The following is a 13,649-nucleotide window of genomic DNA, read 5'->3' as shown; positions in this document are numbered from 1 at the left end:
AGTTTCGAGATATTTCACTCCTGTAACCGCGCAACGGCAGGAACTGGCATTATTGCCGTGCTTCAACGTTATGAAATAAAAAGTGAGGAATTTTCAGGAAGTGTCAGTTAACGTCAATGAAAAGCAATCAGAAGAAAAGGAGATAAACAATATCCATCACCGCCAGCAGTGACCAAAGAATAACGTAAAGCATGAAATGTTCGCGAATATTATTCATCAGAAAATGAAAGAGACGGCGCATAGCTTACCTTAATAAACAGCCCCTTTACGGGGCCGACAAATTATTGGCTAAAACGGGAAAGCCGGAACGGCGTCAGATCAAAGGAGGATGTTTTTCCCAACGCAAAATCCGCAGCGATTTCTCCTAACACCGGGGCGAATTTAAAACCATGTCCGCTGAGTCCAGTGATGACAAGCGTGTTCTCATGGCCAGGCAGCGTATCGATAATAAAATCCTCGTCCGGCGAATTATCATAGGTACATGCCGCCCCATGTAAACAACCGCCGATACCCGGCAGTACGTTACGCAGGAAAGGAAATGCTTCCGCGCCATCGCTGGCAACGGCGGCAAAGGGCTTGCGCTCTTCCTGAGCCTGTATTAGCTGTCCGCCATTGTGTTTGCCGATTTTTAACTCGTCGTTCTCCGCCGGGAAGCCGTAATATTGATCGCCGTTGGGCATTTCGCCGGTAAAGGCCGGAAAGCGGTTTTTAGTGCTGTAACGTCCATCCGCCTTAAACCAGGCAAAAACTTTACGTACGGGCTGAACGGGCAGCTCCGGTACCAGCGTTTTGACCCAGGTGCCCGCGCTAATCAGCGCCTTGCTGGCGTGGTAGCAGCCTTCACTCGTCTCTATCGTCACACCGTTATCATCATGGTGAATATGGCTTACCGGGCTGTTAAATAGCTGTGCGCAGCCTGCTTCTCGGGCCAGACGAAGCCATGTGGTAATGGCTAATTCGCTGCGCAGGAAACCGGAGTCAGCTTCAAACAGCCCGATATAATTATCGGGCACGCGAATTTCCGGCCAGCGCGTCATGAGGGCCGTCGCGTCCAGGCGCTCGACGTTCAATTGCCACTGTTGTGCGCTTCGTGCGACGTTGGCTAAGAAAGCGGAATCGGCCGGGCCGAGGTTAACGACGCCGGAGCGGACAAAAATAGGCTCTTCATTGTGTGTGGAGAGTTCATCCCAAAGCGCCTGGGCGCGAAGCACCAGTGGGACATATTTTTCGCCTTCACCATAAGCGTGGCGGATAAGTCGGGTATCGCCGTGGTGGCTGCCCTGTTGATGAGGCGGCATATGCGCATCGGTCATCAGGACCTTTAGCCCGGCGCGGGTGGCGTAATAACCAGCGGCGGCGCCAACCGAACCGCTGCCGATAATAATAAGGTCGTATTTCATCAGCTTCTCTCTGCTATCGCGATGATTTCAGGGTAAATAACTGCGCTGAGATATACAAGCCAGAAATAAGTGAGGCACCTTACGGTGCCTGAGAGAGGGGGAGCGCGTCACGCTAATGGCGACGATACTCGTTTTCCTGGTAATCACCTGATTCTATTTTGGCGATGCCGGCTTCTAATATTGAAATAAATTGCCTGGCTACATCTGTCGTTAACCAGAGCGTTTGACCAACTTCAGTCCCTTCCGGTTCCGGACGATTTGGGGTCTGGTAGTGTAAACGCAGCATCAGCGCATCATAGCTATCGACGGTGCTGATGTCCCATCCTACAAGCGGATGGGTCTGAATGACTTCATTATTCTTTTCCATCATGCCCCCTTGGTACGTGTTATAAGACAACGGTTCTCGAGGTTCAATGCGTGTTTTTCTTCTGAAGCAACTTCAGTATACCAATTAATAAGGCTATTCACTGCGTTTTTAAAGAGACCGGAGGATAAATTTCTCTTTTTAAGAATTATATGAACAATAAAGCGGCAGTTCATTCATATTTTTTTAGGATGTTGTGCAATTATTTTGAGGGTCAGGCGAAATATTCATCAGTTGCGCAAATAAAAAAGCCGGGGCGACCCGGCAAACATACATCACTGCATATCATTTTTTATTCATTGATGAACCAGTCATCAGCGCTCTCCCAGGTCTCCTGGAGAATCTCGCTAATGCGTTCTTTGTCCTCTTTTGATGCGCCAATGACGGACAAGTTGTTGGCGGTAGCGTAACGTACGGTGACGTTACCCAAGTTCTCAGGAAAATGATGGCTAATACGACGGGAGAGTTCGCCCGCCAGCGCATCAATCGCACCGGCAGGCAGAGGTGACGTTTTGGCTATAGTGACTTCAATACGCATAATGGCCCCCTGTTGAATATACTGGATATATATACAGTTAAATCCAATATATAGCAACAGGTAAGCGCATTTTTTATTTTTTTACTGACCAGCGTACTGTTTCACCCGCTAAAAAAGGCACCAGCGAATCATCAGCCAGCGCGATATTTTCCGGTACCTGTTGTTCATCGCGAACCAGTTCCACCCACCCCGTATTCACCGGCAGGCCATAGAATTGCGGGCCATTCAGTGAACAGAACGCTTCAAAGTGCGCCAGCGCGTTCATTTCCTCAAACACGGCGGCATAACTGCCAAGGGCGGAGGGGGCGTTGAAACAACCGGCGCAGCCGCAACTGGTCTCTTTACGATGACGTGAATGCGGCGCTGAATCCGTCCCCAGGAAGGCGCGCGTAAAACCACTGGCAACCAGGTCGCGTAACGCCTGCTGGTGAATATTGCGTTTCAGAATCGGCAGACAGTACAGGTGAGGACGAATGCCGCCGACCAGCATATCATTACGGTTAAACATTAAATGTTGAGGCGTAATGGTAGCCGCCAGGTTGTCGTTGCCGTCACGGACATACTGCGCGGCATCTTTGGTCGTGATGTGCTCAAAGACCACTTTAAGCGCGGTCAGACGCTGGCGTAGCGGTTCCATTACGGTGTCGATAAAACGCGCTTCGCGATCGAAGATATCAACCTCCGCATGGGTCACCTCACCGTGGACCAGCAATGGCATTCCGAGTTTTTCCATCCGCTCCAGTACCGGCATGATAGCGTCGACTGACGTTACGCCATGACTGGAGTTAGTGGTGGCATTGGCCGGGTAAAGCTTAGCCGCAGTAAATACGCCTTCATGGAAACCACGCTCCAGTTCATCGGCATCGAGCGAATCCGTTAAATAGCAGGTCATTAACGGCGTGAAATCATGCCCGGCGGGCACCGCATCGAGAATACGCTGGCGGTAGGCGATCGCTGCATCAACGGTCGTGATGGGGGACGCCAGGTTCGGCATCACGATAGCGCGACCATAAATTTCGCTGGTATAGGGTACGACCGTTTTTAACATGTCGCCATCGCGAAGGTGAACGTGCCAGTCGTCCGGGCGGCGGATCTTTAAAACCTGGGATGGTGCAGTCATTAATAAGCTCCGGCTGAGGAATAGTCTTTTTGCCGGAAACAAAGGATAAGCGGAAACGTTTTCGTTTGCACGTAAAAAAAGGGCGCGAGCGCGCCCTCCGAAATCAATTGGTGAAAGGAATAACGATTTCACCAGGTTTAACTTCAATGCCTTTCGCGAGTTTCTTCGCTAACGCTTCGCCTTTACTGCTGTCCTCACGCAACACGTAAGAGGGCCGCTGGTTAAAGTAGCTACGTAAAGACTGATTTAAATAGGGCAGGAGCGTTTGTAGCACCGATTGCATTTTCTCCGGCGTCACGGTGGCATCTACTACTTCCATCTCCTGAAGATAGATGGCGCCTTTTTCTTTATCAAAGACCGGCAGGGCTTTTAGCTTGAGTTTCATCGTCGCTTTTTGACTGCCAAACAGGGAATTCATATCCAGCCTGGCATCGCCAGTAAGGGTGACTTTATTAGGTTCTTCCCGACCAATCTGGCTGACAAGGTTAGTCAATACGATATGCGCGTCGGCAATGCCGGGCAGACCAATATCTTTTGAGAAATTATTCCGTTTTTCAAGCGCTTGATTGATTTCTTGTTCGCTAATGGTGTATTGCGTAAGTTGATTACAACCCACTAACAGGCCGCTAACTACCAGCGCAGCGGCAAAAAAAAACTTTTTCATGGCGTTCCTTAGCATGTTGCCTGTGCCCTAATCTTGACACAAAGCAGCATGTCGCGCCAGCGGACATGGTGCCACTAGAAAAAGCTGAAAAAGGCGGCAAGAAAGGGTTGCCGCCTGGCGGGAGTTAGATAGCCATTGAGGAGAGTAAATTAATTTGCGTCTGCTTCGCCATATTATCGCGATAGTCCGCGACTTTTGTCGGCCAGTGGATACCGGCGACCAGCGTCAGATTACGCAGAAGCGGAAACAGATGAATATCATCTTCCGATAATTCGCCGTTAACGGCGTTAGGCTGTACGATGAGTTTATCCAGCAAACGTAAATCATCGCCGATCTTTTTAATCAGTCCGGCAGAGTGCGCAAGATGGTTGTCAAAACTGCCAGATGAGGCCTCTTTTTTGCGGATAAAATACTGGCGCGCCGCAGGGGTAGAAAATTCATCGAAAGCGGATTTTGCAAATCGCGGCAGCAGTAGCTGATTAACGTAACCGTTAACTTTGCGCAACCACTCTTCAATGGCTGGATTGCGTTTCCCGGTTAACAGCGGTTTGCCGTCGAGGTTGTCGACATAATGTACAATATCCATACTTTCAGGAAGGTAGCGACTATCATCTTTTTGCAGGATGGGCACCATCTTTTGACCAATCATCCGGGTGGGCGTCGCCTCGTCGTCATTTTGTAACACGTTAAGTTCAACGGGGATGTTCTTCAGGCCGAAAATCATGCGGGCTTTAACGCAGAAAGGGCAATGATCGTAAATATAAAGCTTCACGTTTCTCCTCCATTTGACTGCCGGTATCTGACCAGTATGGAGGAGATAGCGACAGGTATCAAATCAGGCGCCGGGTTCCAGCATCCGGCGCGGCGTGCGTTTATGACTAAATTGCCAGCCTAAAGCCAAAAAGGTGATGAAACCGATAATACCGAGCATCATCCACGGTAGTTCAGGCTGCGCAAACGCTTTACCCATATCAAACAACCAGCCGCCGCCGATATAACCAATCGCGCCGCCAATGGCTAATCCCAGACGGCTAAAGCCCATATAGCTTCCCCGCGCCCTCGCGTCCGCGAGCGACGCGCTGAGCGTTTCGCGCGCCGGTTCGGCGATAACCGAGCCGATGTAGAAAGCGCAAATAAGCGTAAAAAGCTGCTGTAAATTGCCCACCATCCCGATGGGGAGCATGCTCAGCGACATGACGAGCAAACCGGCCATCAGCCGATGCTCCAGCCGAAAACGCTTTTCGCTCCAGCGGGCAATCGGGTAGAGCAACGTCAGCGAGAGACACGCCTCAATAGCATACATCCATTTCACGGCAGCAGGCGAACCGGCGATATCGTTTACCATAATCGGCAGCATTAACATGACCTGTACCGCCAGCATATAGTAGCCCGCCAGCGTCAGCACGTAGGTGACAAACCTTTTATCGCTCATGACGCGGCGCATTCCTTCACGCACCGGCGTTCTGACCGTTGATAGCTTCCAGGCCGGAAGCAGCCATGCATTGAAAAGGGCGCATAATATGAACAAAATAGCGCCTGTCGCGCAGACCAGGCGAAAATCGTATTGTAGCAACCAGCTTCCCAGCAGCGCGCCAATCACCGCGCCCGCGCTGTCCTGCATCATCAACAGAGAGAAGAAGCGGCCCCGTTGCTCCGGACGAATTAATTTGACCACCAGCGCTGAACGCGGCGGGTCGAAAAGCGTACCGCCGAGACCGGAAAGAAAGCAGGAAAACCACAAGAGCCAGGGCTCATGCGCGATACCCATGGTGGCAAAGCCTGCGGCGCGCATCAGCATACCGGTGACAATCATCGGTTTCGCGCCAAAGCGATCGGCGATGGCGCCGCCAAAAATGCCCAGACCTTGTTGAATAAACTGGCGCAGGCCGAGCGCGATCCCTACCATTACGGCAGCCCACCCCATTTGATCGACAAAGCGAATAGAGATGAGCGGGAAGACGACGAAAAAACCCAGCACCACTAACATGTTATCGATGAGAAGAAAATATTTACCCAGGTTCCTCGCCTGCGAGACGCGCGACATTTCCCCTCCCGGGAAATAAAAGATGAGCGTCTTCTATTCTGCGGCGGCGTTTCGTTTTTTCCTACCGTTAGCGGGACAATATTTTTTTATCAAAAGTCCTTTTTAATCGAGAGTTTTCATCAAAATGTGGCAGCAATTCAAAAAATGACGATTTGCGCTTTTCACAGAGCTTGGTTGCGCAGGTATAGTAATGTTACTGGCGTGCTGAAGACGTTACAGGAAGGAGTAGGTATAGAATGTTTGGCTATCGTAGTAACGTGCCAAAAGTGCGCTTAACCACCGATCGTCTGGTGGTACGTTTAGTGCATGAGCGTGATGCCTGGCGTCTGGCCGATTATTACGCGGAAAATCGTCATTTTTTAAAACCCTGGGAACCGGTCCGTGATGAAAGTCATTGTTATCCTTCAGGATGGCAGGCGCGTCTGGGAATGATCGGTGAATTTCACAAACAGGGCTCCGCCTTCTATTTCGCGCTACTTGATCCGGAAGAAAAAGAAATTATCGGCGTGGCGAATTTTTCCAATGTGGTGCGCGGTTCTTTTCATGCCTGTTATCTGGGCTATTCCATTGCGCAGAAGTGGCAGGGGCAGGGGCTGATGTTTGAAGCCTTAACCGCTGCGATTCGCTATATGCAGCGCACTCAGCATATCCACCGTATCATGGCGAACTATATGCCGCACAACAAACGTAGCGGCGCGTTGCTGGCGCGGCTTGGCTTTGAGAAAGAAGGCTATGCGAAAGATTACCTGTTGATTGATGGACAATGGCGCGACCATGTCCTGACGGCGTTAACCACGCCGTTATGGACGCCGGGGCGTTGAGCGGCTTACGGAATGAGAGGCAAAGGGAGAAAACGATGAAATATGAATTAACCGCCACTGAAGCGCGAGTGATTGGCTGTCTGCTGGAAAAGCAGGTGACAACGCCGGAACAGTATCCGCTTTCCGTCAACGGGGTGGTGACAGCCTGTAATCAGAAAACCAACCGTGAACCGGTGATGAACCTGACGGAACAAGAGGTACAAGAACAGCTCGATAACCTGGTGAAACGCCACTTTTTGCGTACGGTCAGCGGGTTTGGCAATCGCGTCACCAAATATGAACAGCGTTTCTGTAATTCCGAATTTGGCGATCTGAAACTTAGCGCGGCGGAAGTGGCGCTTGTCACTACGCTGCTGCTGCGCGGCGCGCAAACGCCCGGCGAGTTGCGTAGCCGGGCGTCGCGGATGCATGAATTCAGCGATATGGCGGAAGTTGAATCCACGCTGGAACGGCTTGCCAGTCGTGAGGACGGCCCGTATGTCGTCCGTCTGGCGCGTGAACCGGGTAAGCGCGAAAGCCGTTATATGCACCTTTTTTGCGGCGACGTCGATGAACTGTCTCTCCAGACGTCTGCGCCGGAAAGTGCGTCGGGCGATCTTCAGTCGCGCGTCGAAGCGCTGGAAAGCGAAGTGGCGGAGTTAAAGCAGCGGCTGGATTCTTTGTTAGCTCACCTGGGAGAGTAATGTGAGAACATTACGGATTGGCATTGTTGGGTTAGGCGGTATTGCGCAGAAGGCCTGGCTGCCGGTATTAACCAACACCGCCGGATGGACGCTACAGGGCGCCTGGTCTCCTTCGCGGGATAAAGCCTTACGTATCTGCGAAAGCTGGCGCATACCGTATGTGGATTCGCTGGCGAATTTAGCGTCCGGCTGCGATGCGGTCTTCGTCCACTCCAGTACCGCAAGCCATTATGCCGTGGTCAGCGAACTTCTCAATGCCGGCGTGCATGTTTGCGTGGATAAACCGCTGGCGGAAAATCTACGTGATGCCGAACGGCTGGTGGCGCTGGCGGCGCAAAAAAAATTGACGCTGATGGTTGGCTTTAATCGCCGTTTCGCGCCGCTGTACCGCGAACTGAAGACGCGCCTCGGCACTGCGGCGTCACTGCGTATGGATAAACATCGTACCGATAGCGTCGGGCCGCACGACTTACGTTTTACTTTGCTCGATGACTATCTGCATGTCGTGGATACCGCTCTGTGGCTGGCGGGCGGCGAGGCGCGCCTTGCCAGCGGCACGTTGCTCACCAGCGAGTCCGGCGAAATGTGCTATGCGGAACATCATTTTTCCGCCGACAAACTACAAATTACCACCAGTATGCACCGGCGCGCCGGAAGTCAGCGTGAATCGGTCCAGGCCGTCACCGACGGCGGGCTGTATGACGTGACGGATATGCGTGAATGGCGCGAAGAGCGCGGGCAGGGTATTCTCATCAAACCCAGTCCGGGTTGGCAAACGACGCTTGAACAGCGTGGTTTTGTCGGATGCGCGCGGCATTTCATTGACTGCGTACAAAATCAGACGGTTCCGGAAACGGCGGGGGAGCAGGCGATTTTGGCCCAGCGCGTCGTGGAGGCGCTGTGGCGGGACGCCATCAGCGAATAACCCTCTGTAACATCTGGCGGTAGTAATTCATCGTAATCCAGGTACTATACCCTCAATAATTCGAGTTGCAGAAAAGCTAACGCACATGCAGCTCGAAGTATGGCGGGTATATATGCCCACTCTACACAATACCTCTTTTCACAGTGAATAATGGCAAACCGTGGGGGAGTCTGTAAGGCCTGATAAGACGTTTTAACGTCGCCGTCAGGCGCGGTGATACAGCCGGATACGGCAGAAGTTGCGTTATCCGGTCGATGGATCAGCCATGCAGGAGTTTTACGCCAGGGTCTGGAATACAAAAGAAATGAATTTATTGAAATCGCTGGCTGCCGTCAGCTCGATGACTATGTTTTCACGCGTGTTGGGCTTTGCCCGTGATGCGATTGTCGCCAGAATTTTTGGCGCAGGGATGGCGACCGACGCCTTTTTTGTGGCGTTTAAACTCCCTAATTTACTACGCCGGATCTTTGCCGAAGGCGCTTTTTCTCAGGCCTTTGTGCCTATCCTGGCGGAATATAAGAGCAAGCAGGGTGAAGAAGCGACGCGGATCTTTGTCGCTTACGTTTCCGGCCTGTTGACGCTGGCATTGGCCGTCGTGACGGTGGCCGGTATGCTGGCCGCCCCGTGGGTGATTATGGTAACCGCGCCGGGTTTTGCCGATACTGCGGATAAATTCGCGCTGACGACGCAACTGCTGCGGATTACGTTTCCCTATATTCTGCTGATCTCGCTGGCTTCACTGGTTGGCGCCATTCTCAACACCTGGAATCGCTTCTCTATTCCCGCTTTTGCGCCGACATTTCTTAATATCAGCATGATCGGTTTTGCATTATTCGCCGCGCCATACTTTAATCCGCCGGTGCTGGCGTTAGCCTGGGCAGTCACCGTCGGCGGCGTGCTGCAACTGGTGTATCAACTTCCGTATTTGAAAAAGATCGGTATGCTGGTGCTGCCGCGCATTAACTTTCGCGACACCGGGGCGATGCGGGTGGTCAAACAGATGGGGCCGGCGATTTTGGGCGTTTCCGTCAGTCAGATCTCCCTTATCATCAATACCATTTTCGCCTCGTTTCTGGCCTCCGGCTCGGTCTCATGGATGTACTATGCCGATCGGTTGATGGAGTTCCCGTCCGGCGTGCTGGGCGTGGCGTTGGGGACCATCCTGTTGCCGTCATTGTCGAAAAGCTTTGCCAGCGGCAATCATGATGAGTACTGCCGCCTGATGGACTGGGGGCTGCGTTTGTGCTTTTTACTGGCGTTGCCAAGCGCGGTAGCGTTAGGCATTCTGGCGAAGCCGCTGACGGTCTCGCTGTTTCAGTACGGTAAATTCACCGCCTTTGATGCGGCGATGACGCAGCGGGCGTTAATCGCCTATTCGGTGGGGCTGATTGGCTTGATCGTCGTAAAAGTGCTGGCCCCGGGCTTCTATTCTCGCCAGGATATTAAAACGCCGGTGAAAATCGCCATAGTGACGTTAATCATGACGCAGTTAATGAACCTGGCGTTTATTGGACCGCTGAAACACGCCGGGCTGTCGCTCTCTATTGGTTTGGCGGCATGTCTCAATGCGTCGCTGCTGTACTGGCAACTGCGCAAACAGAATATCTTTACGCCACAACCGGGTTGGATGTGGTTCCTGATGCGTCTGATCATTTCCGTACTGGTGATGGCCGCCGTATTGTTCGGCGTGTTGCATATTATGCCGGAGTGGTCGCAAGGGTCGATGCTATGGCGTTTGCTGCGTTTGATGGCGGTAGTGATCGCGGGTATCGCGGCCTATTTCGCCGCGCTTGCCGTGCTGGGCTTTAAAGTGAAAGAGTTTGTTCGCCGGACGGCGTAAATTCAGTGCCTGATAGCGCTGTGCTATCAGGCCTACAAGGCATTCAGGCCGGAAAGGCGCAACGTCGCCATCCGGCAATGATTAGATAGAAATTTTTTTACCGCCGCGGTGAGAGACGGAAGTCTGACCGTCAGCCCCGTACAAGGTCGGCTCCTGGTGAGGTTTCAGCACCTCCAGCGCCTGTTGATTACGCTCGATTTGCCCTTCCAGCAGCCAGCCGTTGTGCTGGTTGAGGTCGCGAAGATGCTGCGTTTTTTCGGTAATCGCCTGCCAGCGCTCTGCAATGTCATCGTTTGCGCTACGCTGCGCGTTCTGCTCCAGACGGCGCTGTTGTTCCAGATAATCCAGCGTCGCCAGCAACGAGCTTTTTTCTTCTGTAATACGCTGTAGCTGGCTGCCGTTAATCTGGCCTACGGAAAGCTGTTGTTGCTCGGCGTCCATCACCGTCTTCAGGTCATTCAGGACGGTGGTCATCTGGTCAAGTATTTCTGACAAACGAGTCATACGCTTATTTACTCTGTAAGTAGCTCTGCGCCTCGCGAATGAGCGAGTCTGCTATTTTTCCCGTATCCATTTTTAACTCACCGTTACGGATAGCCGTTTTTAATGCTTCGACGCGTTCCATATTAATGTCGCTGACGCCTGGCTGCATGAGCTTCGCTTGCGCGTCGCTTAACGTTACGCTGGCGCTCGTCGCGGCGGACGTTTTTTCCTGACGCGTTTTTTGTACCGGCGTATCGCTGGTTTCGCGCGTCTGGACAGTGCTAACGGGTTTCAAAGGTGAGGTACGGTCAATGCTCATTTATTTATCCTCATCGAGGGTTACGTTGTAGCGGCCAGCTACCATCATGGTTGAATATCTCATCGGCAGCCGCGACAAAATCTTTACACAATTATAGGTTAATAAGAATATTCCCATCAGAATCGACGGTTCCACTCACGATTTGACCCGATGTCATGCGTACGCGCGCATTTTGCGCGACGGCGGCATTATTCATCGCCTGACCTTCCGCATTGACGCTAAACCCCTCGCCATTGGCGATGACCTGTACTCGTTGCCCCGCTTTGACGCGCCAGGCCTGACGTATCATCGTAAGCTGTACCGGCTGCCCGGGAGCGAGATCGCGCAAACTGACGGCATCCTGAATCTGACGGATATCCAGTACCGTCCTCGGCGGTAACTGATCCAGCCTGCCACGTTTTAGCGTGACGTTGGCCGGCGTCAATTTTCCGCCGCGCGCGACGGGCGCGGCAACGGCGACATAATTGCCGGTCGCTTGCACATTCACCTGCAAATAACGTTTTTCATTGGCGCAGCGCGCCACCACATTGACGTTGCCCCACAGCTTCGCGCTGCCCGTCATGCTGAAGGCTGGCTGCTCGCAGCTCGGCAGCAGATTGGGCGATGAACGGAGCGTGACAACCACCTCGTCGCTGAAGCCAGCCAGACGCTGGGAAAACCACGTGGCCAGCTGGGCGTTGATGTCCTGCGCCATTGTCAGGGGGCTGAACAGCAAAGCCGCCACGGCGAATCCTCGTTTTAACGTTTGCATGGTACTTCCCCCTGGTTGATGTCATGACAGGATTCTACCCGTGTGAAGCAAGCATCAACGCAATAAATAGCGACGCATTTTGCGTTTATTCCGGCGATAACGCGCGCGTGAAGGCATTTAAGCTGTCGGCTGAATTTTGCCATTTGCGGAGGAGATATGCTCGACAGGCTCGATGCCGCCTTACGATTTCAGCAGGAAGCGCTAAATCTGCGCGCGCAACGTCAGGAAATATTAGCGGCGAATATCGCCAATGCCGATACGCCGGGGTATCAGGCGCGCGATATTGATTTTGCCAGTGAGTTAAAAAAGGTGATGGTGCGTGGACGGGAAGAAACCGGCGGCGTCGCGTTAACGTTGACTTCCTCTCACCATATTCCCGCCCAGGCGGTCTCTTCTCCCGCAGTGGATCTGCTTTACCGCGTACCCGATCAGCCTTCTTTGGATGGTAACACCGTAGATATGGACAGGGAACGTACGCAGTTTGCGGATAACAGTCTCAAATATCAGATGGGGCTTACCGTTCTGGGTAGCCAACTGAAAGGCATGATGAATGTGCTACAGGGAGGAAACTAATTCGTGGCGCTGTTAAACATTTTTGATATTGCCGGATCGGCGCTTGCCGCACAGTCCAAGCGGTTGAACGTTGCGGCCAGTAACCTGGCGAATGCGGATAGCGTCACCGGCCCGGACGGACAGCCTTATCGCGCCAAACAGGTGGTTTTTCAGGTGGACGCCGCGCCGGGTCAAGCCACTGGCGGGGTAAAGGTCGCCAGCGTGATTGAAAGTCAGGCACCGGAAAAGCTGGTTTATGAGCCAGGCAACCCGCTGGCGGACGCTAATGGTTACGTCAAAATGCCCAACGTCGATGTGGTCGGCGAAATGGTTAACACGATGTCAGCCTCGCGCAGCTATCAGGCAAATATCGAAGTCCTGAATACCGTAAAAAGCATGATGCTTAAAACGCTGACATTAGGCCAGTAAAGGAGGCGCGTATGTCTATTGCCGTAAATATGAATGACCCGACCAACACGGGCGTCAAAACGACGACCGGCAGCGGGTCGATGACCGGAAGCAACGCTGCCGATCTGCAAAGCAGTTTCCTGACCTTACTGGTCGCGCAATTGAAGAACCAGGACCCGACTAACCCATTACAAAATAATGAGTTAACGACACAGTTGGCGCAAATCAGTACCGTGAGCGGCATTGAAAAACTGAATACGACGCTGGGGGCTATTTCCGGGCAAATCGATAATAGTCAGTCCCTACAGGCGACCACGCTGATTGGACATGGCGTTATGGTGCCTGGCACCACAATTCTGGCGGGTAAAGGCGCGGAAGAAGGGGCCGTGACGTCCACGACGCCGTTTGGCGTGGAATTGCAACAGCCTGCGGACAAAGTGACGGCAACCATTACCGATAAAGATGGCCGGGTGGTACGGACGCTGGAGATCGGTGAGTTGCGAGCCGGGGTACACACCTTTACCTGGGATGGTAAGCAAACGGACGGAACAACGGTACCGAATGGTTCTTACAACATTGCGATTACCGCCAGCAATGGCGGGACGCAACTGGTGGCGCAGCCGCTGCAATTCGCTCTGGTACAGGGCGTGACGAAGGGCAGTAACGGCAACCTGTTGGATCTGGGTACCTACGGCACCACCACACTCGACGAAGTTCGGCAAATAATCTAAGCCCTT

Annotated in this window: 18 protein-coding genes; 7 read left to right on the top strand and 11 right to left on the bottom strand. The window is 52.8% G+C overall.

Features of this window, described 5'->3' with window-relative positions; all coding sequences use genetic code 11:
- Positions 1 to 127: 127 nt before the first annotated feature.
- The 8 genes from EOS98_RS13785 to mdtH form a co-directional block, all read right to left on the bottom strand.
- The gene (locus EOS98_RS13785; RefSeq protein ID WP_001253282.1) at positions 128 to 241 is read right to left on the bottom strand and encodes a YceO family protein; all 114 of its coding nucleotides are present in this window, start codon (positions 239 to 241) and stop codon (positions 128 to 130) included.
- A gap of 40 nt (positions 242 to 281) precedes the next feature.
- On the bottom strand, positions 282 to 1,400 hold the full coding sequence (solA, locus tag EOS98_RS13780) for an N-methyl-L-tryptophan oxidase (protein ID WP_080212993.1): 1,119 nt from the start codon (positions 1,398 to 1,400) through the stop codon (positions 282 to 284).
- 112 nt (positions 1,401 to 1,512) lie between these two features.
- Positions 1,513 to 1,767, bottom strand: a complete 255-nt coding sequence (bssS, locus tag EOS98_RS13775; RefSeq protein WP_000414441.1) for a biofilm formation regulator BssS — start codon at positions 1,765 to 1,767, stop codon at positions 1,513 to 1,515.
- 289 nt (positions 1,768 to 2,056) lie between these two features.
- Positions 2,057 to 2,302: a DNA damage-inducible protein I gene (gene dinI / locus EOS98_RS13770; RefSeq protein ID WP_001217763.1), complete on the bottom strand. Its 246-nt coding sequence runs from the start codon at positions 2,300 to 2,302 to the stop codon at positions 2,057 to 2,059.
- Between the two features lie 73 nt (positions 2,303 to 2,375).
- The gene (gene pyrC, locus EOS98_RS13765; RefSeq protein WP_023219170.1) at positions 2,376 to 3,422 is read right to left on the bottom strand and encodes a dihydroorotase; all 1,047 of its coding nucleotides are present in this window, start codon (positions 3,420 to 3,422) and stop codon (positions 2,376 to 2,378) included.
- A gap of 103 nt (positions 3,423 to 3,525) precedes the next feature.
- Positions 3,526 to 4,086, bottom strand: a complete 561-nt coding sequence (locus EOS98_RS13760) for a lipoprotein (RefSeq protein WP_126524141.1) — start codon at positions 4,084 to 4,086, stop codon at positions 3,526 to 3,528.
- Positions 4,087 to 4,210: 124 nt separating this feature from the next.
- Positions 4,211 to 4,858, bottom strand: coding sequence for a glutaredoxin 2 (gene grxB / locus EOS98_RS13755; protein WP_000780893.1), 648 nt, complete (start codon positions 4,856 to 4,858; stop codon positions 4,211 to 4,213).
- A 63-nt stretch (positions 4,859 to 4,921) separates the two neighbouring features.
- A complete protein-coding gene (gene mdtH / locus EOS98_RS13750; RefSeq protein ID WP_000092177.1) occupies positions 4,922 to 6,130 on the bottom strand; it encodes a multidrug efflux MFS transporter MdtH in 1,209 nt (402 codons plus the stop codon).
- A 236-nt stretch (positions 6,131 to 6,366) separates the two neighbouring features.
- Here mdtH and rimJ point away from each other — a divergent pair, with 236 nt between their 5' ends.
- From rimJ to murJ, 4 genes are all read left to right on the top strand, one after another.
- On the top strand, positions 6,367 to 6,951 hold the full coding sequence (rimJ, locus tag EOS98_RS13745) for a ribosomal protein S5-alanine N-acetyltransferase (protein WP_000468204.1): 585 nt from the start codon (positions 6,367 to 6,369) through the stop codon (positions 6,949 to 6,951).
- A 35-nt stretch (positions 6,952 to 6,986) separates the two neighbouring features.
- Positions 6,987 to 7,634 carry a YceH family protein gene (locus EOS98_RS13740; RefSeq protein WP_000873047.1) on the top strand — a complete coding sequence of 216 codons (648 nt, stop codon included), beginning with the start codon at positions 6,987 to 6,989 and terminating at the stop codon, positions 7,632 to 7,634.
- 1 nt (position 7,635) lies between these two features.
- A complete protein-coding gene (locus tag EOS98_RS13735; protein ID WP_076735724.1) occupies positions 7,636 to 8,559 on the top strand; it encodes a Gfo/Idh/MocA family protein in 924 nt (307 codons plus the stop codon).
- Between the two features lie 304 nt (positions 8,560 to 8,863).
- Positions 8,864 to 10,399 carry a murein biosynthesis integral membrane protein MurJ gene (gene murJ / locus EOS98_RS13730; RefSeq protein WP_001537775.1) on the top strand — a complete coding sequence of 512 codons (1,536 nt, stop codon included), beginning with the start codon at positions 8,864 to 8,866 and terminating at the stop codon, positions 10,397 to 10,399.
- A gap of 81 nt (positions 10,400 to 10,480) precedes the next feature.
- On the opposite strand, the gene flgN is transcribed toward murJ, so the two are convergent.
- The 3 genes from flgN to flgA form a co-directional block, all read right to left on the bottom strand.
- On the bottom strand, positions 10,481 to 10,903 hold the full coding sequence (gene flgN, locus EOS98_RS13725; RefSeq protein ID WP_000197547.1) for a flagella biosynthesis chaperone FlgN: 423 nt from the start codon (positions 10,901 to 10,903) through the stop codon (positions 10,481 to 10,483).
- Positions 10,904 to 10,907: 4 nt separating this feature from the next.
- On the bottom strand, positions 10,908 to 11,201 hold the full coding sequence (gene flgM / locus EOS98_RS13720) for a flagellar biosynthesis anti-sigma factor FlgM (RefSeq protein ID WP_000020893.1): 294 nt from the start codon (positions 11,199 to 11,201) through the stop codon (positions 10,908 to 10,910).
- A 91-nt stretch (positions 11,202 to 11,292) separates the two neighbouring features.
- Entirely contained in the window at positions 11,293 to 11,952 is a 660-nt protein-coding gene (gene flgA, locus EOS98_RS13715) for a flagellar basal body P-ring formation chaperone FlgA (protein ID WP_020898673.1), read from the bottom strand.
- Positions 11,953 to 12,108: 156 nt separating this feature from the next.
- Between flgA and flgB the strand changes: the two genes are divergently transcribed.
- Genes flgB through flgD form a run of 3 tightly spaced genes read left to right on the top strand, consistent with a single transcriptional unit; the run spans position 12,109 to position 13,643 of the window.
- A complete protein-coding gene (gene flgB / locus EOS98_RS13705; RefSeq protein ID WP_000887043.1) occupies positions 12,109 to 12,525 on the top strand; it encodes a flagellar basal body rod protein FlgB in 417 nt (138 codons plus the stop codon).
- A 3-nt stretch (positions 12,526 to 12,528) separates the two neighbouring features.
- Positions 12,529 to 12,933, top strand: a complete 405-nt coding sequence (flgC, locus tag EOS98_RS13700; protein ID WP_001196448.1) for a flagellar basal body rod protein FlgC — start codon at positions 12,529 to 12,531, stop codon at positions 12,931 to 12,933.
- A gap of 11 nt (positions 12,934 to 12,944) precedes the next feature.
- Positions 12,945 to 13,643: a flagellar hook assembly protein FlgD gene (gene flgD, locus EOS98_RS13695; protein WP_000020450.1), complete on the top strand. Its 699-nt coding sequence runs from the start codon at positions 12,945 to 12,947 to the stop codon at positions 13,641 to 13,643.
- The last annotated feature ends 6 nt before the right edge of the window (positions 13,644 to 13,649 follow it).

It is taken from the genome of Salmonella sp. SSDFZ69, assembly GCF_004010755.1.
GTDB lineage: Bacteria > Pseudomonadota > Gammaproteobacteria > Enterobacterales > Enterobacteriaceae > Salmonella > Salmonella enterica.
Note: the sequence above shows the minus strand (reverse complement) of the source record. Positions and strands in the feature narration are given on the sequence as shown.